Below are 24,464 nucleotides of genomic sequence, written 5' to 3'. Positions count from 1 at the left end.
GGTCATAATACCCCGTTCAGGGGCAGAAAACGAGGCAGAAAAGAGGGCCAATCCCGCCTGCCAGCACGGTTACGGCGCCTGAGAGACTATGCCGCCAGCCCCTGATGGGCTAGAATTGCCACCACTTTATGCCATACACCTGCGGGCACTTCGTCGTCCGCATCAAATGAAAGGACATATCATGGTCACTCTGCACACCAATCACGGCGACATCACCCTCACCCTGAATGCTGAAAAAGCCCCGGAAACCGTGGCCAACTTCCTGCAATACTGCCGTGACGGTCACTACGACAACACCATTTTCCACCGCGTTATCGACGGCTTCATGATCCAGGGCGGCGGCTATGCCCCGGGCTTTGAAGAGAAAGACACTCGCGCTCCCATCAAGAACGAAGCGGCCAATGGTCTCTCCAACAAGATCGGCACCATCGCCATGGCCCGTACCATGGAGCCGCACTCTGCCAGCGCCCAGTTCTTCATCAACGTGAACAATAACGACTTCCTCGACTTCAAATCCGCCACCACTCAGGGCTTCGGCTACTGCGTATTCGGTGAAGTGACCGCCGGTATGGACGTGGTCAACAAGATCAAGGGCGTCAAGACCGGTAACTACGGCCGCATCCACCAGGACGTGCCGGTAGAAGATGTAGTGATCACCAAGGTGACCCTTGCTGACTGATCTCTGCCGACTCGGCACTGACAAAACTGCGGCCCCGGCCGCAGTTTTTCCATCTGCCTCCCCCACTGCCAGCCCAAACTGGCGCCGCCTCGACTATCTGGCCCACGGCAACCCGCGTCAGCGCTCGGCCCATACCCTGCTCACCGCCGGTGTGTGGGATGAGCTGGCCGCACAGTGCGCCGATCTGGCGCTGGTGAGCACGCTCGCCATCGGCCTCGATCGGCCGGGCAGCGATCTCGATATCCTCTGCCAGCATCCAGATCCCGCCGAGTTTGCCGCTATTTTTGCAGAGCAAGGCTGGCAGGCGAGCCCCAAGGGCGACAATATCTGGTTGCTGGAGCGCATCTTTGCCTGCCTCGACCAGCACAGTGTCGATAGCAGTTGCGACAAGAGCGAGGCCAGCTGGCCGCTGGAGCTCTACGTCACCGCCGCCCCCATCGAGACGCTGAATGGCTGGCGCCACCTCACCCTGATGGCCGCGTTGCTCAAGCGGTTTGGCGATGCTTTCTACCGCGAAGTGCTGCGTCTGCGCCTTGAGGAGGGATTGAAAGGGGAAGCGGCCATGTGCCGGTTGCTGGGGCTGGCGGGCGATCCTTACGCCGCCCTGCTGACGCTGGAGGGACGCAATCTGGCCGAGCTGTCATGGCAGCCGCCATCCCGTGACGATATCCATACCTCAACTGGCGCGGCGGCGCCCGCAGCGCACTATTCGTCCCCAGTTGTTTCTACTATCTCTGCCACCCCTGTTTGCCCTGTTTCGACCGAGAGCCCGACCCCCACATCATGAGCACCCTCTTTATCAGTGACATTCACCTCTCTGCCCAGCGGCCCGATATGACCGCGGCACTGGTGCGCTTTCTCGAGCACGACGCCCCCGGCGCCGATGCCCTCTATGTGCTGGGGGATCTCTTCGAATTCTGGATTGGCGACGATGATCCAAATCCGCTTCATCAACAGATGGCCGATGCCTTTTTGGCCCTGAGCCAGCAGAACGTGCCCATCTACTTTATCCACGGCAACCGCGACTTTCTGCTGGGCCAGCAGTTTGCCAAACGCGCGGGGATGACATTGCTGGGTGACCCTTGCGTTATTGACCTCTATGGGGAGCGGGTGCTGCTCAGCCACGGCGATCTGCTCTGCACCCTGGATGAGGGGTATCAGAAGTTTCGTCGCATCACCCAGCTCAAGTGGCTGCGCTGGCTGTTCCTGCGCCTGCCGCTCGCCCGCCGTCAGGCCATCGCCTGCAAGATGCGCGGCCAAAGCCAGATGGAGAATGCCCACAAGAGCCAGATCATCATGGATGTGACGCCCGCGGCGGTGGACGACACCCTGCGCGCCCACGACTGCCGGATGATGATCCACGGCCACACCCACAGACCCGCCATCCACGACTTCACCCTGGACGGCCAGCCCGCCCGCCGCATCGTGCTGGGGGACTGGTTCGAGCAAGGCTCGGTGCTGATCTGCCGCCCCGGCGAGCAACGGCTGGAAATGCGGGCGCTGGCAGAGGCTTGATAGCCCGTCAGTCCGGTTGACCACAAAGCCCCCAGCCCTCCATCACTCCCCATCGTTCGCGCCATCCGGTTCACTGCCCATCAGGCGCGAGCGAATAAGTGGTGATCGCTCACAGATCAACAAAGCAAACCTGCACTCCTCCCTCAGTCCCCGGGTTGTGTGAACCCCGTCACCTTGCCCCTTGCCAATTGAGAGGATGATGGCGCTCAGGCAGAAACGTCTTTCTCGCCAGCTATTTCAACAAGTTGAGGTTTGTATGCCTGACAGCAATGCGGTCGCTCACCCGTTCGATGCCAAGAAGATCAATGTCAACGATCCCTATGAGATGAAGCAGTGGATCAAAATGTTCGAGTGCACCGAAGTCCAGCTGAAACGGGCGGTCAAGGCAGTCGGCACCTCAGGCAAGGCGATCAGAAAACACCTCAAGAAGTGAGGGCACAACCCCGTCACAAACCCGGCCCCGCTTGCGGGGCTTTTCTCATTTTGGCCTTTACGTGGGCCATCCCCCGCCTGTTTGGCGGCGCACATAACGCCATTCAACCGCTCATAACCGGACTGTGCAGCCCGACCAGCGCCGGCCGCCGTCCGACAGCTTGTGACCAGCCAGCGCCGTCCGGCCCTTCGCATCCCGGCAACCCTGCTTATAATGCGGGCTCAAACACACAGAGAGGATTAATCCATGGGCTTTATCGCCTGGATCGTATTGGGACTGTTGGTGGGTATTCTGGCGAAGTGGATCATGCCGGGTCGCGACGGTGGTGGTTTCTTTATGACTGCCCTGCTGGGGATTGTCGGCGCCATGGTTGGCGGCTATGTGGGTACCCTGCTGGGGCTGGGCTCGGTGACCGGTTTCAATATCCCGAGCATCGCGCTGGCGACCGTGGGTGCCCTTATCGTCCTGTTTGTCTTCAACAAGATCCGCAGCTGACCCCCAACGCCATCTATGTGTAGATAAACAGGGCACCGCGAGGTGCCCTCTCTTTTTTATCGCCCTCACGATGTTGCCAGCGGCAAGATCAACCTCACCAACAAGCCCCCCAGCTGGGTTGCCGGCAGCAACACCACTTCGCCGTGGTGGTAGTGGGCGATATCGCGCACCAGCGCCAGACCCAGCCCCGCTCCCGGCTGTTCACTCCCCTGCTCGAGGCGCTGGAACGGCTGCCAGACTCGTTCCGCCAGCTCGGGGGCGATGCCGGGACCGCTATCCTCTACCTCCAGCCAGATCTGCCCGTTGCTTTGCACCACCCGCGCCGTCACGGTGCCGTGGGGCGGGGTGTATTTGATGGCGTTGTCGAGCAGGTTGGCGCACAGCTCCCCCAGCAGCAGCGGCTCCCCCGCCACCATGATGGCGGACTCCTTCCCTTCGTAACCGAGATCGATCCCCTTGCTGCGGGCCTGCGCCAACCGTGACAGACAGGCCTGCTGCACCAGCGCCGTCAACTCCATGGGCTCACGCTGGCGCAGCCCGGAGCACTCGTCCGATTTGAGCCGGGCCAGCAACAGTAACCGTTCGGTCAGGGCGATGGTGTGATCGAGCCGCACGGCCATGGCATCGAGGCTTTCGCTCATCAGGGCCGGATCGCCACTGCCGCGGGCCACCTCAACTTGGGTTTTCAAAATGGTGAGCGGCGTGCGCAGCTGATGGGCGGCATCGGCGCTAAAGCGCTCCTGCCGGGCCACCAGCTGGCGCAATCGGGCCAACTGGCGGTTGAACGCCTGCACCAGCGGCCGGGTCTCCTGCCAGGGGAGCAAATCCGGCAAGGGGGCGAGATTGGCGGCATCGCGGCGCAGGATCTCCCGCGACAGGCGCCGCATCGGGGTGAGCAGCCGCTTGAGCAACAGATAAGCAAGCAGCAGGGTGAGCACCACCAGTGCCCCCTGGGTCAGCAGGGCCGACCAGAGCAACTGCTCCGCCAACTGCTGGCGGCCGAGCAGGGTTTCCGCCACCGTGATGCGGGCCATGCCGTTGACGCCCCCCTCACCTACCGGTTGCAGCAGCATCACGGCGCGGATCGGCGCCTCCTGATAAAGCCCGTCATAGAAGTAGGCGAGCGCCGGATAACGGTCGGTCAGCGGCGTACCGTCCGGCATGGGGGGCAGATCGTCAAAGCCGGAGATGACCCTATCGTCGATACCGCGCACCTGATAGAAGAGGCGATCGCGCATGTTGCGCTCGAAGCTGTCGAGCACCACATAGGGCACATCCACCCTGAGGCTGCCTTCGGCTGCCGTCAGCCGCTCGGCAACGGTGCGGGCCGAGGCGAGCAGAGTGCGATCATAGGCCGAGGTAGCCGCCGCCAACGCGCCGTAGTAGCTGTACCAGGCCGAGGCAGCCCAGAGGATCAGCAAGGGGCCCCCCAGAAACAGCAGCAGTTGATGGAGCAGGGAGCGACTAATGGGAGGCCTCCGGCGCCGCTTCCAGCAGATAGCCGAGGCCGCGCAGGGTGGTGATTACCACCCCGCTGCCCACCAGTTTTTTGCGCAGCCGGTGGATATAGAGATCGATGCTGTCGAGCCCTACCTCGTCATCGAGGTTGAACACCTGCTCGAACAGCTGCCCCTTGGCGACCGGCCGCCCGTGGCGGTACATCAGCGCTGTCAGCAGCGCCAGTTCGCGCGGAGTCAGGGCAAGGCGGGCATCGGCCAGCAGAAAATAGCCATCGGGATGCAGGGTCAGACGCCCCAGCCGCAACTCGGTACCGCCACTTTCGCTGCGCCGCAGCAGGGCTCGCAACCGGGCATCCAGCTCCCCCAGATCGAACGGCTTGGCCAGATAGTCATCGGCTCCCGCATTGAGACCGCAGATCCGCTCCTCCACCGCGCCGCGGGCGGTGAGCAGCAGCACCGGCACCCCCTGCCCCCTACTGCGCAACCGGCCGAGTACCGCCAGCCCGTCGAGCTTGGGCATCTCGATATCGAGCACCGCCAGCGCGTACTGTTCGTGGCACAGCAGGTGGTCAGCCTGAGCCCCGTCAGCCACCCAATCCACCGCGAAACCGGCGCTGGTGAGTGCCCGCGACAACCAGTGGGCCAGTTCGTGATTATCTTCTGCCAACAGCAAACGCATCCCTCTCCCCTTGTTCCTAACCACGGCATTCAGCCGCACTGCTTCAACTGCATCCCTTCGTCACTGCTATTGCGGGAGAAGGTGCGATCAGGGTCACACTCCCGGCTCTTGGTCAGCGATTGAAAGGTGAATGAAAGGTTGTTGTTTTAACAATTTCGCATCACTTCGTCCATCGACGGAGTCACACCCAGGAAAAACAACGACAAGATGGAGCACACAACCATGAAGCAACGCACACGTCATGCCCTCGCCCTGCTGACCCTGCTCGGCGCCCTGCCACTGCAGGCGGCCGAAAGTGCCGCGACCCCGAGCCGTACCGAATGCATCGCACCGGCCAAACCGGGCGGTGGTTTCGATCTCACCTGCAAGCTGCTGCAGGTGAGCCTGCAAGAGACCGGCACCATCGACAAGCCGATGCGGGTCACCTACATGCCGGGCGGGGTCGGCGCCGTGGCCTACAACGCCATCGTGGCCCAGCGCCCCGCCGAGGCGGGGACCGTGGTCGCCTTCTCCGGTGGCTCCCTGCTCAACCTCTCACAGGGGAAATTTGGCCGTTACGGGGTGGACGATGTGCGCTGGCTGGCGGCGGTGGGCACCGATTACGGCATGATCGCGGTGCGCCACGATGCCCCCTATCAGAACCTCAAGGAGCTGGTGAGCGCCATGGAACGCGATCCCAACAGCGTGGTGATCGGCGCGGGTGCCTCCATCGGCAGTCAGGACTGGATGAAGACGGCGCTGCTGGCCAAACAGGCCGGGGTTGACCCCCACAAGATGCGCTACGTCGCCTTTGAAGGGGGTGGCGAGCCGGTCACCGCGCTGCTTGGCAACCATGTGCAGGCGGTCTCTGGCGATCTGAGCGAGATGGTGCCCTATATCGGCGGCGACAAACTGCGGGTGCTGGCGGTGTTCTCTGCCGAGCGGCTGCCCGGCAAGCTGGCCACCATCCCCACCGCCAAGGAGCAGGGTTATGACCTGGTGTGGCCGGTGATCCGCGGCTTCTATGTCGGCCCCAAGGTGAGCGACAGCGAATACCAGTGGTGGAAGCAGACCTTCGATCAGTTGGTGAAGACCGACACCTTCAAGGCGCAGCGGGATCTGCGCGGCCTGTTCGAGTTTGACCTCACCGGCGAGGCGCTCGACAGCTACGTCAAGGAGCAGGTGGCGCAATATCGCGAGCAGGCCAAAGCCTTCGGTCTGGCCAAATAGGAGCCGCAGCCATGAGCGATCGCATCTTCGCCGCCATCTGGCTGCTGCTCTGTCTGGCAGGCGCCGCTATCGCCTGGCAGATCCAGAGCGAATACAGCTATGAGCCGCTGGGGCCACGCCCCTTCCCGCTCGGCATCATCGGCCTGATGGCGCTCTGCGCCCTGTTGCTGCTGCGCCGCCAGCCGGACACCGTTACCTGGCCGCCACTGCGTACCCTGCGCCACCTCGCCATCATGGTGGTGGCGCTGGCCGGGTACGGTGCCAGCTTCGAGTGGCTGGGCTTTCCGCTGGCCACCACCCTGCTCACCTTTGTGCTGGGGCGCCTGTTTGGCGCCTCTGCCAAGGCTGCCCTGCTCTCCGGCGTCGTCGGTGGTCTGGTGCTCTATCTCGCCTTCGACCGGCTGCTGGATGTCACCCTGCCCCTCGGCGTCTGGTTCTCTTAAGGAGTCAATATGGATACCTGGATGTACCTATCCCAGGGCTTTGCGGTGGCACTCACCCCGGAGAATCTGGTGATTGCCCTGATCGGCTGCTTTGTCGGCACCGTGGTCGGCCTGCTGCCAGGCCTTGGCCCCATCAACGGGGTCGCCATCCTGTTGCCGCTGGCTTTTGCCCTGAAACTGCCCCCCGAATCGGCGCTCATTCTGCTCGCCACCGTCTACATAGGTTGCGAGTATGGCGGGCGGATCTCCTCGATCCTGCTCAACGTGCCGGGGGATGCCGCCGCCATCATGACCGCGCTGGATGGCTACCCCATGGCCCAGCAGGGCAAGGCGGGAGTGGCCCTCTCCATCTCGGCGGTCAGCTCCTTTGTCGGCTCCATGCTCGCCATCGGGGGGATCATCCTGTTCGCCCCGGCGCTGGCGCGCTGGTCACTGGCCTTCGGCCCGGCTGAGTATTTCGCCCTGATGGTGTTCGCCATCGCCTGCCTTGGCAGCATGATGAGCCAGAACCCGCTCAAGTCCTTTATGGCGGCGCTGATTGGGCTGGGGCTCGCCACCGTTGGAGTGGATGCCAATACCGGCGTCTATCGCTTCACCTTCGACAGCGTTCACCTCTCGGACGGGGTACAGTTTATCGTGGTGGTGATCGGCCTCTTCTCGGTGAGCGAGATCCTGCTGATGCTGGAGCACACCAGCGGCGGCGGCAAGCTGGTGCGCACCACCGGACGGATGCTGTTCAACTTCAAGGAGCTGGTCCATTGCACCGGCACCATGTTGCGCTCCTCCACCATCGGCTTCTTCGTCGGCATTCTGCCCGGCGCTGGCGCCACCATCGCCAGTGCCATCACCTACATGACCGAGAAGCGACTGGCGGGGCCCAATGCCAAATTCGGCGAAGGGGATATTCGCGGCGTGGCCGCGCCGGAGGCGGCCAACAACGCCTCAGCCTGCGGATCCTTTATCCCCATGCTGACCCTGGGAGTGCCGGGGTCGGGTACCACAGCGGTGATGATGGGGGCGCTGACCCTCTATAACATCACCCCCGGCCCCACCATGTTCACCGAACAACCCGATGTGGTGTGGGGACTGATCGCCGCCCTCTTGCTGGCCAACGTCATGCTGCTGGTGATGAACATCCCCATGGTGGGGCTCTTTACCCGCATGCTCTCCATCCCGCTCTGGTTTTTGGTGCCCGCCATCGCCAGCGTCTCGGCGGTGGGTGTCTATGCGGTGCACAGCACCACCTTCGATCTGCTGCTGATGGTGGCCCTCGGGGTCTTTGGCTACCTGCTGCGCAAGATGCACTTCCCCATGTCACCGCTCATTCTGGGCTTCGTGCTGGGTGAAATGCTGGAGCAGAACCTGCGCCGCGCCCTCTCCATCAGCAATGGCGACACCGCCATCCTGTGGAGCAGCGGCATCAGCCAGACCCTGCTGGTACTGGCCATCGTAGTAATCACCCTACCCCCGCTGGTACGCCTGCTGCGCCGCCGCAAAGCCGATCCGCGGATCCCGGACGCCCGCCCGGAGCAGGGAACGTGACCTGATAAGACAGAGATGATGGTTTTATTAATACAAAAGGGCGAGACCTGAACAATCTCGCCCTTTTTACAGACCGCATCCATCTGTCACTAACGGTATAAAAACACCCAATATATCAACGCTAATCGCCCCGCGTTCCCTGACACTTCAAGAGCCTCAAACTGACGTCATTCAGCAGGTCTTATGAGCAAGCCGCTACGTGACAAGGAAATATTCAGACTGGCCGCTGTATCCCTTGTTCTCGATCTGTATTCCCCACCGAGTCAGGGGGGGGGCAAGCCTGATAGTGAGCTTGAACTGGCAATTAAACGCCGGAGGCTCTACCGGACAACACCTGTTTGGATCAAATGTGGATTCGGAGGAAAAAGAAAAAGGCCACTATTTCTAGTGGCCTTTCGTAACTCTTTGATTTTAATGGTGCCCGAGGCCGGAATCGAACCGGCACGACGCGAACGTCGAGGGATTTTAAAAGCTGTAAGTGCAGTCAACGGGGCAACCATATCATTGATTTATATGGCCTTCAAGTCATTGTGAATCACTCGATTTCGCCTAGTTTTTGGGTGTATTCCGCCTAGTTTACGCCTAGATAGCCACGCTCCACGCTGCATCAATTTGGCCTTGCTCGGCTTCCAGGCTCCAGGTTCGATAGGCGTTCAGTAGTGCTGCTACTGGGTCGATTTTGTTCTCTGATTTCTGCTTATCTGGCTTGATGTTTGCGGCTGCATCGGTAGCCAGACAGACGTTCTCGATGGCCCAATTCAGGATCGGATCATTACCGTGGATCACCTTCTGCTGAATGACTGCAACCTGTAGCGCTTTCGTTGGTGCTGACAGGCTGATAAAACCTTGCCTCACCTTCTCGACCGGTATCCCGTTGCTCTCCAGGCGTGTGAGTGTCTGGTTACAGTTCCAAGGGTCAAAGGAAACACTTTGCAGATCGTAATGCTCGGCCAGCTCGTAAATCTTGCGCTCGATGTGTTCATAATCAATCGTCCGCTCTCCTGCAATGGTCAGGTGTCCTTCTCGAACCCACTCGGCATAGATACCGGCGTTCTTTTTGCCTCGTTCGAGTGCTGCACGGGGTAGGAAGTTATAACCCCATACCCTCACCTCACCGACTGCGCCCGTAGGCTGCACACAATAAACGCTGGTGATATCGCTCGCTGCTGATAGGTCAATGCCCACATAGACGGGCTGGCGCTCAATTGGGGTGCTCTCATCGGGTATATGGCAGGCTGCCCAATCTGCGGCGCTGATAAACTCTTGCTGGCCTGAGGTGAACCGGTTAAACCGCTTAGTCTGGAATTCGGCCCATTGGCTTGGGATCAGTCTCGCCGTTTCCATGCTGTTGGCTATCTCATCGGCAAAAACTGAAACGCCCAGGTTAGGGTTCGCTTTGACCCACTGGGTCGGATCGTCCATCTCGCTCGGATCATCAAGCTCATAGATGGCACTGAACAATGTCTCACTGGTGCTTTGCTTGCACTGGTCATAGAACTGTTTGCAGTACGAAATCGTACTCGTCCCAGCCGTTGTGATAATGAAGTGCCAGGCCCGACGGCGAGCAGCCATAGCCAATTGCATGACGCTGAAAAGCTCGCCATCTGGGTGAGTGTGCAGCTCATCGCAGATACTCGACCCACCGAGTCCCTCGTTGCCGCCCGTGTTGCTGCTGATAGGCTTTAGGCGCGACTTGCTGGCGGGGCTGTCCACATGGTGGGCAAACACTTTCGCCCTCTTGCTCAGTGCTTTGGATTGTTGGATTTGCTGCTTGCAACCGTCAAAAGCAAGGCGAGCCTGCCCAGCGGTCTTGGCATAGGTGAAAATATCGTGTTGGCCTTTGTCCGCGATCAGTAGGTAGTTAGCGAAAGTCGAGGCCAGGAACGTCTTGCCATTCTTTCGCGGGACAAAAACGAAAATCTCGCGGTACTTGTTAAATCCGGTGTCGCGCCACTTCATGCACAAGGCATTGACCAGGATGAATGCCTCCCAGTCTTCCACCTTGAACGGCTGGCCTGCCAGCTCTCCCTTGTGATGCGTGATGAACTTGCAGAAGTGAAGCACTCGGGCGGCCTCATCCTCATCAAGATAAACGTCATCTCTCACAATCTCGGAAAAGTACCGCTCAACGGTCTTTTTCATGGCGGCACATGCAGGGATGGCACCGGAACGGATTGCTAGCGCGTAACGGTGCCACGGGCGGTCATCAGATCTGGTCAAAGCCATCATCTTCATCCGGTTGAGGCATACGGCTCACGTGCTTGGTCATCGCATTCAGGCCCAGAGCTTTGTTCAGGTGCAGGATCTGCTTGCTAGTGCTGTTGAACAGGTTGCAAGACGGGTTCGCGATACTACTGCCTGCCGCATTGGTCGCACGAGTGCCGTGGGTCTGGATGTCTTCTGCTGCTTGCTGGTTTACACTGGTCTGAATACAAAGCTGCTCCAGTAACTGCAAGTCACCATCGGTCGGGTTCACCAGGAGCGGGATCAGGCGCTTCCAGGTTGCTTGCCCCACCTTGCCCAATAGCTTCGGGTTAGATGGTCGCGGATATTTCACCACGGTGGAACTGGGCTTCTTCGGTGGCATCGGTGGCATCGGTGGCATTTTGTTCATTGTATAACCTCTTGGCTTGTTCTATTCGTTGGCGGTATTGCTCCAGTGCTGCTGGATTACCGTCATTTCTTGTTTTCGCGGCGTGGTGCGACTTGCACAGCCCTGCCAATCCGCTTGGGTGCGTGAGGTGCTCCAAGTCGCTGTTGTCGTCCAGCGGGATGATGTGATCCACCTCGTCCACTGGCGTGATCACTCCCTCCAGAAAACAAATCAGACAAAGCGGGTACACCTGAATAAATGCTGCTCTCGCTCTTTTCCATGATGCACTTCCATATTGTTTGCTGTGTAGCTTACGAACTCGGGTAAATGAGCGGGGGTGCTTATCACACCGCCCGCGATCACTCTCGTTTATGCGCAATCCACATCCAGGGTAAGCGCACCGATGAATCATTTGATATTCACTATCTGTAGGCCAATCGTGTCTTGATTGATATATTCAACTACGCACTTCCACAGCCCTAAGAAAACGACATTATCTTTAACAAGGGTTCCCTCCGGGCGAGGAATTTTATCCTCAAACTCAACCAAGCGCCCACGTCGAACTATTACCTGAATCTCTTTTTTCATATTTATGACCTCGTTTATTGGATGTGTTGTTTAGCTGTGACGTTCATATATTTATCTGTCGCATCTGGTGCCACAGACTGAATGGAGAAGCGCTTCCCATCTACTTCAATGAAATGTTTTGGCAATACAGCAGGCGAGTAATCCATAACGACTGTTATTACCTGCTCACTGAACTGGTATTGGTTCTCGATTACCTCTTTGCCCGACATGTAGCGAACATTCGCCCAACAGGTAACAACCGGCGTCCAAATTTCAACAGGTTCGCCCCAGTCGTTTGTCCCCTGTTCCTGCTCAAGTATGGTTACGCGCTTATTCAATCGACCTCTGTCCATCAGTAAACCCCATGAATCCGGTGAGCACTCCATAAACGTTCCACGGTCTGCGGTACTGCGTGGCGCTGTAACTCGGTGGTATCGGCTCTGGCCTCGTACAGCGTGCCAATCAGAAGCAAACAACCTGCCTTTATGCTCGGCTTCATCGTGCTGTCATTTACTACCGGCTCACCGATATGGTGGCTTGCTGCATCAACACTGGCCGCGATATAAAGCGTCAGGATGTTATCCTCTGCTGTCACTGCGGGTAATCGCAAATGCTCTTTCACTAATTCGAGAGTGATCATTTAAAACCCTCCGCCGATTTAATTTCTTCCGGAGTCAATGCGCCAATCTCAACACCAGTTTTATAAATATCGAAACGGGTCTTTGCGTCAAGGCGAGACAAGTCCATTTGTTTAAACGAGCAAGGCACCATCAGCTTTAGACTAAGTTCCGCTGAAATCAGGTCAAGATAAGGGCTAATAGTGTTAAGCATTAAGGAACGCTGCTCGCTGCCCAAATTGTCATATCTCGCGCCACCTTCATCAGCTTGTAAAAATATCTTGCTGATCCCGAAAATACGCGCCACCTCGATAACACTAAATTTCCTGCTTTCGATGAATTCGGCATCAGCGTTAGACTGGCTGACCGCTTTCCATTTGGCCTCCCCTTCCAGTACGAGGGTTTCCCCAGGATTTCTTTCGGAAAGGCTCGCCTTAAATTTCTTGCCGTTTTCACTGTTGAGATAGCCAGGGAATTCAATAATACCGCTCGGCTTCAATCCGTTGGCCTGCTGGTCTGCTGCCTGCTTCTGCTGCGCCAATCCCAAACCGATAGCGTCACGGGCTACTGTGACAGGCGAGCGACCGACGAGCCCATCCAGGCTGTGAATTTTCCAGTGCACCACGTTTTTGACCAGCTCGGCCTTGCCATCGATCCAGTAATTGCGGAGCGTGTGACTCTGGTCAACGTTCACGCCCACACGGTGCGAGGCGATAAACTCAAGGCGTTCCGGCCAGCCGGTCAAACCCCAGTGAATGCGAGCAAAGGCGTTACCGTGCTGCAATAGGTTTTGCATCAGCGCCATTTTGAAACTGTGAGCTGTCATTACGTCATCAGGCGAAACAGTAAGGAGCTGTTCCACTGCCTGATTAGCGGCGGTCAGTTGATAGCCTGAAACCTGCTTGCTAATAAAGCTGATAGCAGCAAACACAGCGGCCAGACCGTTGGCGCTCTCACTGGTCACGCTCACGCCCGAACTGCTATTGACTCGGGTCACTGCATCAATGAAAGCCTCGACACTCATGGAGCGGGTTTCGACTACCTCAGACTTACGATTAAAGGGCCACATAGTCGCACCACGCTTTTTCTGTTGCGTTGAGAGCCCCTTGGGCGCTGCGTAGAGCAATCGAGGATGTGAGATAGGCCGGACTAGCTGTAATCGTGACCTCGTGCAATCTGGCCTCAATTACACGGCGCACAGGCGGCTTTGCTCGCTGATCCCAGGCGTCCTTTACCACGGAGAATCCAAAGCTCATTGCTGACAGGTCGCCCCTCTTCACCAGCTCCACGCAATCGCTACCAGCTCGGGTCGCTGGCGGGTCTATCTCGACGGCAAGCCCCTGCGGTGAATCGCTCAGTTTCAGGGTGCCGCTGGCTGTCCTGCCCAATAGGTCTTTCTTGTCGTGCTCGTACAGGGCTCGAACGTCTGGATTAGTCGCAAGATGCTTGGAAAAAGCGCCAGGCTCGATGATCTCGACAAAGCCGCCCAGGTCTTGCGAACGGGTGCCATAAGCAATTGCAACACCAACGAGCTTGCCACTCTCAGCGCCTAGTTTTGATACTCGGGTTTCAATATTCATACTTTTCCCCTTTCAAAAGAGGCCCCCATTACAGGGGCCAATCTCAGTCATTACGGCGCGGTGACGGTGACTTTGACCTTGATAATTGCCTCGGGGTCAGTCAGTTGGCTGCCGCTATACATCCAGCTATAAAGAGAGACGTATCCCTTCTTGCTGTATGGATCGCGGAGGTTGCCGCCTGCGGGGTTGTCCACGACAAACAGCGCATCTTTCCAGCTCGCCAAATACATGGTGCCAGGTGCCAGTTCTTCGCACTCGTTCACCGGATAGCCCAGCAATGCAGTTCCTTCGCCGCCCTCGACACTGCCCCAAAGGGGTTGCTTGGTGGAGTCTTCCAAGTTGGAAAACGAAGTCACCACATCGGATGCAACCAGCCATTGAGCATTGGAACGGTGCACCAGGGGGAGAACCTTAGTAGCTGCGCGGAGCTCTTTCAGGATCACGCTGATATCACTACCGGTCAGGGAGCCAGCCAGGCGGACTTTGCCAAAGGTAAATGCAGCGGGGTCTTCCACGGCGTTGTTCAGGGTTTTGGCATGAAGGTCGTTATCATTGCGGATATACGCCTTAGCTACGGCTGAATTCAAAAAGCCCTCAAGGTCATAGCCGCCGCCGTTACCGTCAAGGATGCGCTGGGACACCATCGGTTGTGCGTAATGCTCCACGAGTGTTGCCTCGGCAAGCTCCACGGTTGGCGCTGCGGTCTCGCCACGTACAGTGGTCTCGTCACCAGGGAGCACGTCAGCAGCAGTCACTTCCACAGGTACGCCGAACTTCAGCGCGTCAGTGGTAAAACCAGCAGCCAAACGGCGGATCGGTGACGCTGCAACCATCTTTTCCTGAATGCTTTTCTGCACTGCCGGAATGACTACAGCGGCACCGGTTGTGGTGGTCATGCTTCGCTCGGAAACCGCACCATCGACCAGCCAGGCTTTCAGCTCGTCACGGGTCGGTGCCGGTTTGGTCGCCCCACTGTCGCTTTGGCTCGGCATTGCCCGCAGTTCGGTTTCTTCCAAGTCAGCGGCGGCCTGAATGGTGGCCTTCAGTGACTCAGCTTTGCCTTTCAGCTCATCGAATTTAGCCAGCTCTTGCTGATCCATGCTGCGGGTTTCGCTCTCAGCCTTGACCAGCAAGGCTTTCATTTGCTCTCGGGTCTCGTTCAGAGACCGTTTAAGAAGCTCAATTTTCATAAAAAGACCTCGATATCGGGTTACAAGTTTGTCATCTGACAGTCCACAAGCTAGCACCGAGATAATTCCCGATCAAGGAGTTAATTTCTTATAATTCAATGACTTATGTAAGAGTTGTTACTAGAGGTTTTTACCATTGAGAGTACAAGCGTTCGCTGAAATGGTCGTGTACGAAAATTTGAGGATGGCGCCGGTCGATATCCGGGTCATACGGAGGAATGATTGTTTCATTGAGTGAAAATCTTGATGGGTTTATTCAATATTCACTAAGTACATTCAAAATTATGCGTGTTGCTTTGGTGTTCGGTGACATGGCGTGACATGGCGTGACATGACGGTGACATGAGCACTATCGGGCTGTAACCCGCGCCACTGCTGGGTTTGCTCCACGTGGTGACATGGTGACGTGAGTTTTCCCTATATACCCCCTATACCCCTCTATATACCCCTATTACCTGTTACTCATATCTACTCTATTAGAAAGTCATGTCACCATGTCACCGATTACAGCAAACCCAAGTGTGGCGCGGGTTGTAGGCGTGACATGGGAAAAAAATCGTCATGTCACGCCATGTCACCATGTCACCGAATCCCATAAAAAAGGCCCACCGATTGGTGAGCCCAGGATATTACGCTTTGAAATATGTTCGTCGGTTACGTCCGTCTCCACGCTTCAACAGCCCATCCTTCTCCATCTGTGCCAAGTCTTTACCCACCTTCCGCGCATAGCTGGCATTTAGGCCCAGCCTGTAGCAGGCTTCGGCGGCACTGACGCCCACGGTATCATTGGGCCACCATAGCTCTATCTTCTCCATGATGAGGTGATAATAATCGCCCTTCACCATGAACCTGCTGTTGTTGGCCTCACTGTGTTCTGACTCTGAATCGGTGAGTACCCAACTCCAACCGGTGTCATACCAGTGTTTGACCTCAAGCCAGAATTGTAAAAGTTGCTCTCTGTCCGTCTGCCTAACCCGTCCATTATCGTAGGAATACCCGAGAATATCGTTAACTGCGTCCAGGCTGATCTTGCCTGTTAGCTCGATAACAGCAAAGCGGCTGTTACCCGTGGTGTCCTTGAAAAACTCGTCATCATTGACCGTGCCAACGAAAACGCCTTGCCTTCTCTTGTTAATAGCGCTGCGGGCGTATGGTGCTCGGAATGTGTCCACGTCCTTTGTGATATGTGCCTTGAGCGCCCCAGCCTCTTTGCGAGTTGTACGCTCAAGCTCCGATAGCTCAACAATGTGGTGGCTTGCCACAGCGATCACAGAATCCTTGTTCTCAGCATCCAGACTGGCCTCAGGTAGAAAGCTCCCCTCCACGATGGAACAGACACGAGACAGGAAAGCAGATTTTCTGGTCGATTGTCCCCCCTTCAGCACAGGCACCAATTTCGCGGAGAATGAAGGCTCGTAGATCGCCGCCATTGCCGCTATAAACCACTTTTTGAAAACTGTGTCTTTGTGCGGTGGGTCAGTGCAGGGCAAGCAATCGAGAACACGCTGCACCCGCTCTACGCCGTCCCAGTGCTTGCCATCGAGTGCCGCTGCGATAGGGTGATAACTGTTTTGCTCTCCGATGGCGGCTAGGTGGTAATCAATCGTCTGGATGGGGAGACCGGTCTTTTGCGCCTCATCTATAAGCATTGATCTCAAAGCTTCAAAACTCGGCTCAACTATCCGGCCATCTTGTTCAATGTCCAGGTTAAGGTTCATCTTATTGGTGGCGATTTGAATCCCCATGTTCTTTAGCAATGTCTTCAGATTGTCGCTTGTTTGTAGCGGTTTATTAGCCTTGTCGAATGTCCTATCCGGATAGGGATACTCACGCATCATCCCAACCAGCTTTGGCGAGTCTGGCGGTAGCTGGTAGCCTTTAAAAGCTTCAGTTGCATTCTGTCGAATAGGGATAACTTGGGCTCTCGTTTCCCCTGCTATATGTTTCACGCTTCCCCATGTCTTGCCGCCGCCTCGGGTTATGCTTCTCACCTTCGATTCAATCTCAGCTCTGCCGGAATACTTGGCGCTTTTGCTGCTCCAGTTGTCCAGAGTGTTGATCACTTCCTCCCCGTGCCCGTACTGGTCAACAGTGCCCGTGATAACTGTCATCCAATCATCATATCCAGCATCAGGATCACACTTGTTAATAATACGGACAGCTTCAGCGTCAAGCGTGTGGTTTGTATTAACATGAGTGCTCGCCGTACCCTCTATTTTTAGAGCAGCGAGCACAACAGGCGGGGCCTCGGTGGGAGTAAATCCGGTAATCCTATTTAATTTCGAGGCTTTCACATAGGCAAGCTGATTGCCTGTTTTTATATCTACTCCAGCAAGCCATTTTCCGTTATTTGCTTGTTTGAATTCTTCTACACTCACCCAGTCCGGCATAACGAAAAGGAAGTGCAACGAGGTGCTTTCAGCGTTCCACTGGACACAATGTGTCATTAACTCATCGCCTGTGAAACCTAAAGCCTCTGCCAGTGTGTCAAAGCTAATAGATTCCGGCTTGTAGCCGTCCCAATCGACCAGAACAAGCCTGTTAAGTCTTATGCCTACCCAGTCTCTACAAGCCCGTGACCACTCGGTATGCTGGATGGGGTACTTCTCCCCGTTGGCATACTTCGCCGGCGTGAATTCAGGTTTTTTCCCAGGTATGCAAGGTAAAGCTCGAACAGGAATCAGATCATACTGATCACTAAGATCGTGTAGCTGTTTATCTAACCAGTCGCCTTGACTAGGCGGCGGTGGTGCAATATTATTTAAAAGCATAGCTGCTCCAGTGGCTTTGTGTTTTCCAACGCTCTTGCAAAACGTTGGAAATCGGCAAAAACCTTTTAATGGTGTGGATACATAGTTGAAAGGGTAAAGGCTCCAGTGTGGATACATTGGAGCCTTTTTTCATTGCAGTAGCCCCGCCATCCACAGACCAAAAAGCGGCTTATTGAGAAACAAGCGGTTACCCACTTCGCGGCAGCACTTACGCAAACCCTCGTCTTCATCACGCTTACGCAAACAGCGTACAAGCTGTTGATAGTTCATGCCGGGGATATTGGCATTGCGGATCGGTGTCCAGTTATTAAGATCAATAGCAAGTTCATGAATTTGGTTGTTCATATGTATACCCTCAGATAATTGATTTAAATAAGTCAGTGCGAGCCAACAGTTGATATATTGGTTCACTGTGATTCGCATTGCAACCCCCTGTTTTTATACATTAAAAACGTAAATATATATTTTTACAAAATAACTCTTTTAATATCTAACTGAATGAAAAAACATTTAATTAGATTCCGTTTTATCCGGTCATTATTTATTTAAAATATTTCCAAAAACTTCATCCACCGCTGCCTTTTTACTCTCAACGGAGAGGTGAACGTACCGCTGGGTCGTGACAATGGTCTTGTGGCCCAGTACCTCTTTAATCACCGACAGAGGTTGTCCACTCATAGCCAGGTAACTGCCGGTGGTGTGTCTCAGACCGTGGAACACCAAGCCGGTGATCTCTGCCTGTGCCAATGCGGCGTACCAATGCTTGTCGAAGTGCTTGAAAGGGAATAGGGGATCATCAGGGTGCGGGAACAACCAGCCATTCCCGATCTCACGAAAGGCGGCCAGCTCGTTCAGACAGTCACCAGTAAGCGGCAAAACACGGTCTGTGCCGTTCTTGGTGTCGCTCAGGTATGCAGTCTTGTCTTGAAAGTTGATCGCGTTCCAGCGTAGCCCCAGGAGCTCAGAACGGCGAGCCCCAGTGCTGACGGCCATCAGTACCAGTAAGTGCAGGCGCTCCCACTGGCTAACCTTGCAAGCTGCTAATAGTCGCTCCAGTTCCTCACGGGATGCGAATCTCTCACGCTGGCGGGCTTCTTTGATTTGTTTGATCTGGCGGGCTGGGTTGTGCTGGCAGTCGTAGCGGTCGTTTATGAACTCGAACACGGAGGACAGCGCGGACTTGTACCGATTATGGGTAGCCGTAGCCATGCCATCATCAAGCATCGACTGAAGGCACTTTTTAACGTCTTGTTTTGTGATTTTGCCGATTAGCTTGTCTGCACCAAGCGCACAGGCCCACCAGTTGAGACGCCCTTTCACGTTGGGGTCTTTGCCTGTGTGCTGGTCGAGGTACTCAGCTATAGCATTTTGGAGGGTTAACGAGTTGAGCGTGACGTTAGCCAATGTTCCGGCCAAGTCAGCATTGAGGGTGATTAAAGCGGCGAATTTTTCCGCCTCTTTTTTAAGCCGAAATGTTTTAGATACGCGAGAACCCTCCCGCATGAATTCCACACGGTAGGTTTTACCTTTTGCGCCTTGTCGTTCTTGTACTTTTGCCATTTTCAACATCCTTACGCCTGATTGCGCCTAATGGGATGTTGACTCGCACTGACAGAGTTAGAGCTTTTCTTTTAAAATCATCAACTTAATGGTGCCCGAGGCCGGAATCGAACCGGCACGCCTCGAAAAGCGAGGGATTTTAAATCCCTTGTGTCTACCGATTTCACCACTCGGGCACCGCAATCGGTATCAAGCTCGCGTGGCGGGCTTGTCAATATGGAGGCACGTTCCGGAGTCGAACCGGACTAAACGGATTTGCAATCCGCTGCATAACCGCTTTGCTAACGCGCCATGCAAAAGAGAGTTGGCTCTCTATTGTCTGAATTTGGAGCGGGAAACGAGACTCGAACTCGCGACCCCGACCTTGGCAAGGTCGTGCTCTACCAACTGAGCTATTCCCGCATTGGTCTGGCTGACTGCCTGACTACGAGGACGCATTCTAGCGATGTTCCTCGCCCAGTCAACCAGAAATATTTAATTACCTGATCGTTCGGGCATTTTTTACCCTTTTTGAACAGTTTTAGCGCCTTTGGCCGTTTCCTGCCTCAAATCAGCGGAAACCTCACCTTGCAGCGCGGGTGACTCACAAGTTGGCGTGGTGGGTCAGATCGCCCCAGGCGGCCTTCATGTACTGGAACATCGACCAGAAGGTGAGCACGGTGGCGACATAGAGCATCACATAGGCGAGCCACACCATCCAGACGTTGTATTGCCAGATAAGGCCGGTGAGCGACACCATCTGGATCATGGTCTTCCACTTGCCAATCCAGCTGACCGCCACCGAGGAGCGTTTGCCGAGCTCGGCCATCCATTCGCGCAGGGCGGAGATGATGATCTCGCGGCCAATCATGGTCATGGCGGGGATGGTCACCCAGATGGTGTTGTAGTGTTCGACGATGACCACCAGTGCGGCAGCGACCATGATCTTGTCGGCAACCGGGTCAAGGAAGGCGCCAAAGGCGGTGGACTGATTGAGCTTGCGGGCCAGATAGCCATCAAACCAGTCGGTGGCAGCGGCCAGAATAAAGATGATGGCGGCAGCCAGATAGGACCATTGATAAGGCAGATAGAACAGGATGACGAAGACGGGAATGAGCAAAATCCGGAAAAACGTCAACAGGTTAGGTATGTTTGTCATTATTTTCAGCCACTTCTTGTACGTCGCTACATAGTGCGCCAAAGCCGATTTGCGATGCAACCGCACTGGCGCCCGTCTTGGTCTTTTTAATCCATCAATCTTCTCAAAATGCGAGGGCCATTATGGCATTTACGGCCCCCCCGCGTCACGGCTCTTGTGCATCAAAGAGTTAGCGATTTTGCCATGCTGCTAACCATACTCAGGCGCTGTGCAAGCCGTCGTGGATGGTCTGGGCCAGCTCCTGACTGATGCCGGGTACCTTGGCCAGTTCATCCACGCTCGCCTTTTTGACCTCCTGCAGGCCGCCCAGATATTTGAGCAGCGCCTGCCGCCGCTTTGGCCCCACCCCCGGAATATCCTCCAGACTGCTGCTGGTGCGGGCCTTGGCCCGTCTGGCCCGGTGGCCGGTAATGGCAAAACGGTGGGATTCATCGCGAATATGCTGAATAAGGTGCAAAGCGGGCATATCTGCCGGCAAATGCAGCTCTTCGTGGCTCTCCCCCATGATGAGTGTTTCCAACCCCGCCTTGCGGGTGACCCCCTTGGCAATCCCCACCAGCAGCGGATATTTGCCGCCGAGGAACTCCAGCTGACGGGCCAGGATCTCCTCGGCGCGGCGCAACTGGCCGAGGCCACCGTCAATAAACAGCACATCCGGCACCTTGTCCGGCTCCTGTTGCTTGCCAAAGCGGCGCTCCAGCGCCTGCTCCATGGCCGCGTAGTCATCACCGCCAGTGATACCGTCGATGTTGAAACGACGATATTCCGATGAGAGCGGCCCCTCCCGGTTGAACACCACGCAAGAGGCCACGGTGCGCTCCCCCATGGTGTGGGAGATATCGAAACACTCCATGCGGGCGATGGGGCGCTCCAGCTCCAGCAGCTCTTCCAGCTGGTCGTAGCGGGCGGTGATGGTGCTCTTGTGAGCCAGCCGCGAGCGCAGCGCCGTCTCGGCGTTGATGGAGGCGAGCTTGATAAAGCGGGCCCGTTCGGCGCGGGTACGGCTCACCACCCGCACCTTGTAACCTGCGGTCTGGCTCAGGGTCTCGGCGATGACGCTCTCGTCCTCCAACGCCACGTCGAGCAGCACCTCGCTCGGGATCTGCCGTCCCCCCTGCCCCGACAGATAGAACTGCAGCAGGAAGGATTGCACCACCTCGTCGAGCTGGGTATCGGCCGGCACTTTCGGGAAGTAGCTGCGCGAACCCAGCACCTTGCCCTGACGGATAAAGAGCACATGGATGCAAGCCGCCCCCTGTTCTAAGGCCACCCCCACCACATCCAGCTCGTCCAGCACGTTGCCGCTCACCGACTGCGGTTCGGTGACCCGACGCAGCGCCAGGATCTGATCCCGATAGCGAGCCGCCTCTTCAAAGCGCAGATCACCACTGGCGGACTCCATCTTACCCACCAATTCGCCAATCACTTGCTGGTTCTTGCCCGCCAGAAACAGCTTGGCCAGCTCCACCTGCTGGGCATATTCGGCCTCGCTCACCAACCCGGGTACACAAGGGCCGACGCAACGCTTGAGCTGATAGAGCAGGCAGGGACGGGTGCGGTTGGCATAGACCGCATCCTCGCACTGGCGTACCGGAAATATTTTCTGCATCAGGTGCAAGCTCTCGCGCACCGCGCCGCCAGAGGGGTACGGGCCGAAGTACTCCCCCTTCACCTTGCGGGCGCCGCGATGGACGCCGATACGCGGATGCTGGTGCGCGGTGATGATGATCCAGGGGTAGGATTTGTCGTCCCGCAGCAGCACGTTATAACGGGGCTGGTACTGCTTGATGAGATTGTGCTCGAGGATCAGCGCCTCGGTCTCGGTGTGGGTGACGGTGACCTGGATATCGGCGATCTGTCGCACTAGGGTGCGGGTCTTGATGCTGTCGACGTTGGTGCGAAAGTAGGAGGCGAGCCGCTTTTTCAGATCCTTGGCCTTGCCCACATAGATCACGGTGCCACCGCTGTCATACATGCGGTAGACGCCACTTTGATGGGTGACGGCGCTCAGAAACGCCTTGCTGTCGAAGAGAGGTTCGGGAGAGAGGGTCATCAGCTACTCGGCTCACACAAAGGCAAAAATTGACGGGCAGAGCATACTGCCCCCGCCGCCTGAAAAGCAAAAGGGCAGAAAAGCAAAAAGGCGGCACTCGCCGCCTTTGTGACCACACGCCACCCGATTAGAGGGTATCGGCATCCAGCATGCCATAGCGAATGGCCAGATGGGTCAGTTCCACGTCACCGTTGATCCCCAGCTTGCTGAACAGACGATAGCGGTAGCTGTTGACCGTCTTCGGGCTCAGGTTGAGCTGCTCGGAGATATCGGTCACCTTCTGCCCCTTGGTGATCATCATCATGATCTGCAGCTCGCGCTCGGAGAGGGACTTGAAGGGATTCTCGTCAGCGGAGGCAAATTGGCTGAGGGCCATCTGCTGGGCAATCTCCGGGGAGATGTAGCGCTGACCGGAGTGCACCAACCGGATCGCCTGGATCATCTCGTCAGGGGCAGCCCCCTTGGTCAGGTAACCGGCGGCGCCTGCCTGCATCACCTTGGTGGGGAACGGATTTTCTGAATGAATGGTCAGCACTATGATGCGCACATCGGGGCGGATCCGCAGAATTTTGCGGGTCGCTTCCAGACCACCAATACCCGGCATGTTCATGTCCATCAGGATCACGTCCGGATGGTGTTGGCGACAGAACGTAACTGCGGTCTCGCCGCTCTGTGCCTCACCCACCACCTTGATCCCGCGCACATCTTCAAGAATGCGTCTTATCCCTGTACGCACCAGCTCATGATCATCGACCAGGAATACATTTATCACCCAAACACCCCGTTTTATCTCGTTTTAGCCGCCCGGTTAGGGTTAACAGGGCGTCTTGCATCATAACCAAACTCGTCGCTTTGGCAAACCATGCACGCCAAAAGTTTGAGAAAACCCATGTTTAGCGTTTAAAATCAAATAATTATATAAATTTTCAAAACAAAAAACGGTGCCTTGCGACACCGTTTTTCATGACGTTAGTGCTGTGGCCATCACTTGGCCAAAAAGGTGCGCACCTTCTCCAGATCGGCCTGGGTATCCACCCCGACCGGCGGCGCTTCAAGGGCCTGGGCGACGTGGATCTTCTCCCCGTACCAGAGCACCCGCAGCTGCTCCAGCGCCTCGACCTGCTCCAGCACGCTCGGTGCCCAGTCTACGTAACGCTGGATAAAGCCGGCGCGATAGGCGTAGATACCGATATGACGCTGGTAGTGGTCACCAATCTGCTCATGGCTCTTGGCAAAGCGATCCCGATCCCAGGGAATGCTGGCGCGGCTGAAGTAGAGGGCGTAGCCATCCTTGTCAGTCACCACTTTCACTGCGTTCGGGTTGAACGCCTCTTCGGCATCCTTGATCGGCACCGACAAGGTCGCCATCGGCGCCGTGGCGGCGGCCAGATTATCCGCTACCTGACGAATGATGGCGGGCGGAATGAGCGGCTCATCCCCCTGCACATTGACGATGATGGTATCGGCGGCAAAGCCGTAGTGACGGCACACCTCGGCCAGACGCTCGGTGCCGGACTGGTGATCCGGTGAGGTCATGCACACCTCGACGCCGGTGGTCAGCAGTGCCTGCTGTACCCGCTCGTCATCGGTCGCAACGATCACCCGATCGGCCCCCGATTGCAGGGCTTTCTCCACCACGTGCTGCACCATGGGCTTGCCATGGATATCCGCCAGCGGCTTGCCCGGCAGACGAGTTGACGCATAGCGGGCAGGAATGACGACGACGAAACTCATGACGGCAGCTCGTCGCTATTGAGCGGACGAGCACGGTTCTCCAGCAGTACCGGGATCCCCTCCTCCAGCGGATAGGCCAGCTTGTCGAAGCGGCAGACCAACTCATGAACTGCTTTGTTGTAGTGCAGCTTACCCTTGCAGACCGGGCAGGCGATGATGTCGAGCAACTTGATGTCCAAAGCCAAAACGATACTCCTTCAACGATG

28 protein-coding genes and 3 tRNA genes are annotated in these 24,464 nt (G+C 56.6%); 9 read left to right on the top strand and 22 right to left on the bottom strand.

The genetic code is table 11. The annotated features are described in order from the left end of the window. Nucleotides 1-181 precede the first annotated feature (181 nt). The 5 genes from AB5Y97_RS05650 to AB5Y97_RS05630 all read left to right on the top strand — a co-directional run bounded on the left by AB5Y97_RS05650 (nucleotide 182) and on the right by AB5Y97_RS05630 (nucleotide 3,122). Nucleotides 182-679, top strand: coding sequence for a peptidylprolyl isomerase (locus AB5Y97_RS05650; RefSeq protein WP_005337417.1), 498 nt, complete (start codon nucleotides 182-184; stop codon nucleotides 677-679). Then, complete coding sequence (locus AB5Y97_RS05645; RefSeq protein WP_368157353.1) at nucleotides 669-1,466, top strand: DUF4269 domain-containing protein; 798 nt, start codon at nucleotides 669-671, stop codon at nucleotides 1,464-1,466. The genes AB5Y97_RS05650 and AB5Y97_RS05645 overlap by 11 nt, the downstream gene beginning before the upstream one ends. After that, nucleotides 1,463-2,194, top strand: a complete 732-nt coding sequence (gene lpxH / locus AB5Y97_RS05640) for a UDP-2,3-diacylglucosamine diphosphatase (RefSeq protein WP_201946036.1) — start codon at nucleotides 1,463-1,465, stop codon at nucleotides 2,192-2,194. Before AB5Y97_RS05645 ends, lpxH begins: the two co-directional genes overlap by 4 nt. 256 nt (nucleotides 2,195-2,450) lie before the next feature. Then, nucleotides 2,451-2,627 (top strand): DUF3606 domain-containing protein, encoded by a 177-nt coding sequence (locus AB5Y97_RS05635; protein ID WP_019445078.1) that lies wholly within the window; start codon nucleotides 2,451-2,453, stop codon nucleotides 2,625-2,627. 246 nt (nucleotides 2,628-2,873) lie between these two features. After that, nucleotides 2,874-3,122 (top strand): GlsB/YeaQ/YmgE family stress response membrane protein, encoded by a 249-nt coding sequence (locus AB5Y97_RS05630; RefSeq protein WP_368157352.1) that lies wholly within the window; start codon nucleotides 2,874-2,876, stop codon nucleotides 3,120-3,122. A gap of 65 nt (nucleotides 3,123-3,187) precedes the next feature. Here the strand turns inward: AB5Y97_RS05630 and AB5Y97_RS05625 are convergent, their stop codons facing one another. Together AB5Y97_RS05625 and tctD are read right to left on the bottom strand one after the other, a co-directional pair. Next, the gene (locus AB5Y97_RS05625) at nucleotides 3,188-4,543 is read right to left on the bottom strand and encodes a sensor histidine kinase (protein WP_368157351.1); all 1,356 of its coding nucleotides are present in this window, start codon (nucleotides 4,541-4,543) and stop codon (nucleotides 3,188-3,190) included. Nucleotides 4,544-4,586: 43 nt separating this feature from the next. Then, entirely contained in the window at nucleotides 4,587-5,261 is a 675-nt protein-coding gene (tctD, locus tag AB5Y97_RS05620; protein ID WP_368157350.1) for a transcriptional regulator TctD, read from the bottom strand. A gap of 222 nt (nucleotides 5,262-5,483) precedes the next feature. On the opposite strand from tctD, the gene AB5Y97_RS05615 reads away from it, so the two are divergent. The 4 genes from AB5Y97_RS05615 to AB5Y97_RS05600 all read left to right on the top strand — a co-directional run bounded on the left by AB5Y97_RS05615 (nucleotide 5,484) and on the right by AB5Y97_RS05600 (nucleotide 8,989). Next, the gene (locus AB5Y97_RS05615; protein WP_042082378.1) at nucleotides 5,484-6,470 is read left to right on the top strand and encodes a tripartite tricarboxylate transporter substrate binding protein; all 987 of its coding nucleotides are present in this window, start codon (nucleotides 5,484-5,486) and stop codon (nucleotides 6,468-6,470) included. Between the two features lie 11 nt (nucleotides 6,471-6,481). Further along, a complete protein-coding gene (locus tag AB5Y97_RS05610; protein WP_042082375.1) occupies nucleotides 6,482-6,913 on the top strand; it encodes a tripartite tricarboxylate transporter TctB family protein in 432 nt (143 codons plus the stop codon). A gap of 9 nt (nucleotides 6,914-6,922) precedes the next feature. After that, nucleotides 6,923-8,455: a tripartite tricarboxylate transporter permease gene (locus tag AB5Y97_RS05605; RefSeq protein ID WP_368157349.1), complete on the top strand. Its 1,533-nt coding sequence runs from the start codon at nucleotides 6,923-6,925 to the stop codon at nucleotides 8,453-8,455. Nucleotides 8,456-8,638: 183 nt separating this feature from the next. Then, nucleotides 8,639-8,989 (top strand): hypothetical protein, encoded by a 351-nt coding sequence (locus AB5Y97_RS05600; protein ID WP_368157348.1) that lies wholly within the window; start codon nucleotides 8,639-8,641, stop codon nucleotides 8,987-8,989. 48 nt (nucleotides 8,990-9,037) lie between these two features. Here AB5Y97_RS05600 and AB5Y97_RS05595 read toward each other — a convergent pair whose 3' ends face one another. The 20 genes from AB5Y97_RS05595 to AB5Y97_RS05500 form a co-directional block, all read right to left on the bottom strand. Beyond that, the gene (locus AB5Y97_RS05595) at nucleotides 9,038-10,597 is read right to left on the bottom strand and encodes a terminase large subunit (RefSeq protein ID WP_368157347.1); all 1,560 of its coding nucleotides are present in this window, start codon (nucleotides 10,595-10,597) and stop codon (nucleotides 9,038-9,040) included. Nucleotides 10,598-10,661: 64 nt separating this feature from the next. After that, nucleotides 10,662-11,042, bottom strand: coding sequence for a phage terminase small subunit P27 family (locus AB5Y97_RS05590; RefSeq protein ID WP_216977918.1), 381 nt, complete (start codon nucleotides 11,040-11,042; stop codon nucleotides 10,662-10,664). Beyond that, a complete protein-coding gene (locus AB5Y97_RS05585; RefSeq protein WP_368157346.1) occupies nucleotides 10,990-11,250 on the bottom strand; it encodes a hypothetical protein in 261 nt (86 codons plus the stop codon). The genes AB5Y97_RS05590 and AB5Y97_RS05585 overlap by 53 nt, the downstream gene beginning before the upstream one ends. A gap of 206 nt (nucleotides 11,251-11,456) precedes the next feature. Beyond that, a complete protein-coding gene (locus AB5Y97_RS05580; protein WP_236356527.1) occupies nucleotides 11,457-11,636 on the bottom strand; it encodes a hypothetical protein in 180 nt (59 codons plus the stop codon). 14 nt (nucleotides 11,637-11,650) lie between these two features. After that, nucleotides 11,651-11,953 carry a phage head closure protein gene (locus AB5Y97_RS05575; protein WP_368157345.1) on the bottom strand — a complete coding sequence of 101 codons (303 nt, stop codon included), beginning with the start codon at nucleotides 11,951-11,953 and terminating at the stop codon, nucleotides 11,651-11,653. Nucleotides 11,954-11,967: 14 nt separating this feature from the next. After that, nucleotides 11,968-12,255 carry a head-tail connector protein gene (locus tag AB5Y97_RS05570; RefSeq protein WP_335829251.1) on the bottom strand — a complete coding sequence of 96 codons (288 nt, stop codon included), beginning with the start codon at nucleotides 12,253-12,255 and terminating at the stop codon, nucleotides 11,968-11,970. Further along, complete coding sequence (locus AB5Y97_RS05565; protein ID WP_368157344.1) at nucleotides 12,252-13,256, bottom strand: phage portal protein; 1,005 nt, start codon at nucleotides 13,254-13,256, stop codon at nucleotides 12,252-12,254. The genes AB5Y97_RS05570 and AB5Y97_RS05565 overlap by 4 nt, the downstream gene beginning before the upstream one ends. Nucleotides 13,257-13,287: 31 nt before the next feature. Then, complete coding sequence (locus tag AB5Y97_RS05560; protein WP_368157343.1) at nucleotides 13,288-13,812, bottom strand: HK97 family phage prohead protease; 525 nt, start codon at nucleotides 13,810-13,812, stop codon at nucleotides 13,288-13,290. Nucleotides 13,813-13,862: 50 nt separating this feature from the next. Further along, entirely contained in the window at nucleotides 13,863-15,002 is a 1,140-nt protein-coding gene (locus AB5Y97_RS05555) for a phage major capsid protein (RefSeq protein WP_368157342.1), read from the bottom strand. A gap of 629 nt (nucleotides 15,003-15,631) precedes the next feature. Then, a complete protein-coding gene (locus AB5Y97_RS05550) occupies nucleotides 15,632-17,773 on the bottom strand; it encodes a VapE domain-containing protein (RefSeq protein WP_368157341.1) in 2,142 nt (713 codons plus the stop codon). Nucleotides 17,774-17,902: 129 nt separating this feature from the next. Next, entirely contained in the window at nucleotides 17,903-18,118 is a 216-nt protein-coding gene (locus tag AB5Y97_RS05545) for a hypothetical protein (protein ID WP_368157340.1), read from the bottom strand. Nucleotides 18,119-18,310: 192 nt separating this feature from the next. Further along, nucleotides 18,311-19,333, bottom strand: a complete 1,023-nt coding sequence (locus AB5Y97_RS05540; protein ID WP_368157339.1) for a tyrosine-type recombinase/integrase — start codon at nucleotides 19,331-19,333, stop codon at nucleotides 18,311-18,313. A gap of 89 nt (nucleotides 19,334-19,422) precedes the next feature. Further along, a tRNA-Leu gene (locus tag AB5Y97_RS05535) sits at nucleotides 19,423-19,509 on the bottom strand. Nucleotides 19,510-19,550: 41 nt separating this feature from the next. Next, nucleotides 19,551-19,624 (bottom strand) — tRNA-Cys (locus AB5Y97_RS05530). A 35-nt stretch (nucleotides 19,625-19,659) separates the two neighbouring features. Continuing rightward, nucleotides 19,660-19,735: transfer RNA gene (locus AB5Y97_RS05525), tRNA-Gly, on the bottom strand. Between the two features lie 181 nt (nucleotides 19,736-19,916). Beyond that, nucleotides 19,917-20,471, bottom strand: a complete 555-nt coding sequence (pgsA, locus tag AB5Y97_RS05520) for a CDP-diacylglycerol--glycerol-3-phosphate 3-phosphatidyltransferase (protein WP_031227442.1) — start codon at nucleotides 20,469-20,471, stop codon at nucleotides 19,917-19,919. Between the two features lie 199 nt (nucleotides 20,472-20,670). Then, a complete protein-coding gene (gene uvrC / locus AB5Y97_RS05515) occupies nucleotides 20,671-22,524 on the bottom strand; it encodes an excinuclease ABC subunit UvrC (protein WP_368157338.1) in 1,854 nt (617 codons plus the stop codon). A 127-nt stretch (nucleotides 22,525-22,651) separates the two neighbouring features. Further along, nucleotides 22,652-23,296 (bottom strand): UvrY/SirA/GacA family response regulator transcription factor, encoded by a 645-nt coding sequence (gene uvrY / locus AB5Y97_RS05510; protein ID WP_005337448.1) that lies wholly within the window; start codon nucleotides 23,294-23,296, stop codon nucleotides 22,652-22,654. Nucleotides 23,297-23,508: 212 nt separating this feature from the next. Then, nucleotides 23,509-24,258 carry a 3-deoxy-manno-octulosonate cytidylyltransferase gene (gene kdsB / locus AB5Y97_RS05505; protein WP_368157337.1) on the bottom strand — a complete coding sequence of 250 codons (750 nt, stop codon included), beginning with the start codon at nucleotides 24,256-24,258 and terminating at the stop codon, nucleotides 23,509-23,511. Next, nucleotides 24,255-24,443 carry a Trm112 family protein gene (locus AB5Y97_RS05500; protein ID WP_005347033.1) on the bottom strand — a complete coding sequence of 63 codons (189 nt, stop codon included), beginning with the start codon at nucleotides 24,441-24,443 and terminating at the stop codon, nucleotides 24,255-24,257. Before AB5Y97_RS05500 ends, kdsB begins: the two co-directional genes overlap by 4 nt. Nucleotides 24,444-24,464: the final 21 nt, after the last annotated feature.

The organism is Aeromonas sp. R10-2 (assembly GCF_040908445.1).
GTDB classification, from domain to species: domain Bacteria; phylum Pseudomonadota; class Gammaproteobacteria; order Enterobacterales; family Aeromonadaceae; genus Aeromonas; species Aeromonas veronii.
The sequence above is the reverse complement of the archived record's forward strand: the minus strand, read 5'-3'. Positions and strand labels throughout refer to the sequence as shown.

Bases quoted from the DNA above. Each gene is read 5' to 3' on its own strand.
- AB5Y97_RS05650 (WP_005337417.1), top strand. From the start codon at position 182: ATGGTCACTCTGCACACCAATCACGGCGACATCACCCTCACCCTGAAT.
- lpxH (WP_201946036.1), top strand. From the start codon at position 1,463: ATGAGCACCCTCTTTATCAGTGACATTCACCTCTCTGCCCAGCGGCCC.
- AB5Y97_RS05635 (WP_019445078.1), top strand. From the start codon at position 2,451: ATGCCTGACAGCAATGCGGTCGCTCACCCGTTCGATGCCAAGAAGATC.
- AB5Y97_RS05630 (WP_368157352.1), top strand. From the start codon at position 2,874: ATGGGCTTTATCGCCTGGATCGTATTGGGACTGTTGGTGGGTATTCTG.
- tctD (WP_368157350.1), bottom strand. From the start codon at position 5,261: ATGCGTTTGCTGTTGGCAGAAGATAATCACGAACTGGCCCACTGGTTG.
- AB5Y97_RS05615 (WP_042082378.1), top strand. From the start codon at position 5,484: ATGAAGCAACGCACACGTCATGCCCTCGCCCTGCTGACCCTGCTCGGC.
- AB5Y97_RS05610 (WP_042082375.1), top strand. From the start codon at position 6,482: ATGAGCGATCGCATCTTCGCCGCCATCTGGCTGCTGCTCTGTCTGGCA.
- AB5Y97_RS05605 (WP_368157349.1), top strand. From the start codon at position 6,923: ATGGATACCTGGATGTACCTATCCCAGGGCTTTGCGGTGGCACTCACC.
- AB5Y97_RS05600 (WP_368157348.1), top strand. From the start codon at position 8,639: ATGAGCAAGCCGCTACGTGACAAGGAAATATTCAGACTGGCCGCTGTA.
- AB5Y97_RS05595 (WP_368157347.1), bottom strand. From the start codon at position 10,597: ATGAAAAAGACCGTTGAGCGGTACTTTTCCGAGATTGTGAGAGATGAC.
- AB5Y97_RS05590 (WP_216977918.1), bottom strand. From the start codon at position 11,042: ATGCCACCGAAGAAGCCCAGTTCCACCGTGGTGAAATATCCGCGACCA.
- AB5Y97_RS05580 (WP_236356527.1), bottom strand. From the start codon at position 11,636: ATGAAAAAAGAGATTCAGGTAATAGTTCGACGTGGGCGCTTGGTTGAG.
- AB5Y97_RS05570 (WP_335829251.1), bottom strand. From the start codon at position 12,255: ATGATCACTCTCGAATTAGTGAAAGAGCATTTGCGATTACCCGCAGTG.
- AB5Y97_RS05565 (WP_368157344.1), bottom strand. From the start codon at position 13,256: ATGAGTGTCGAGGCTTTCATTGATGCAGTGACCCGAGTCAATAGCAGT.
- AB5Y97_RS05560 (WP_368157343.1), bottom strand. From the start codon at position 13,812: ATGAATATTGAAACCCGAGTATCAAAACTAGGCGCTGAGAGTGGCAAG.
- AB5Y97_RS05555 (WP_368157342.1), bottom strand. From the start codon at position 15,002: ATGAAAATTGAGCTTCTTAAACGGTCTCTGAACGAGACCCGAGAGCAA.
- AB5Y97_RS05550 (WP_368157341.1), bottom strand. From the start codon at position 17,773: ATGCTTTTAAATAATATTGCACCACCGCCGCCTAGTCAAGGCGACTGG.
- AB5Y97_RS05545 (WP_368157340.1), bottom strand. From the start codon at position 18,118: ATGAACAACCAAATTCATGAACTTGCTATTGATCTTAATAACTGGACA.
- AB5Y97_RS05540 (WP_368157339.1), bottom strand. From the start codon at position 19,333: ATGGCAAAAGTACAAGAACGACAAGGCGCAAAAGGTAAAACCTACCGT.
- pgsA (WP_031227442.1), bottom strand. From the start codon at position 20,471: ATGACAAACATACCTAACCTGTTGACGTTTTTCCGGATTTTGCTCATT.
- uvrC (WP_368157338.1), bottom strand. From the start codon at position 22,524: ATGACCCTCTCTCCCGAACCTCTCTTCGACAGCAAGGCGTTTCTGAGC.
- kdsB (WP_368157337.1), bottom strand. From the start codon at position 24,258: ATGAGTTTCGTCGTCGTCATTCCTGCCCGCTATGCGTCAACTCGTCTG.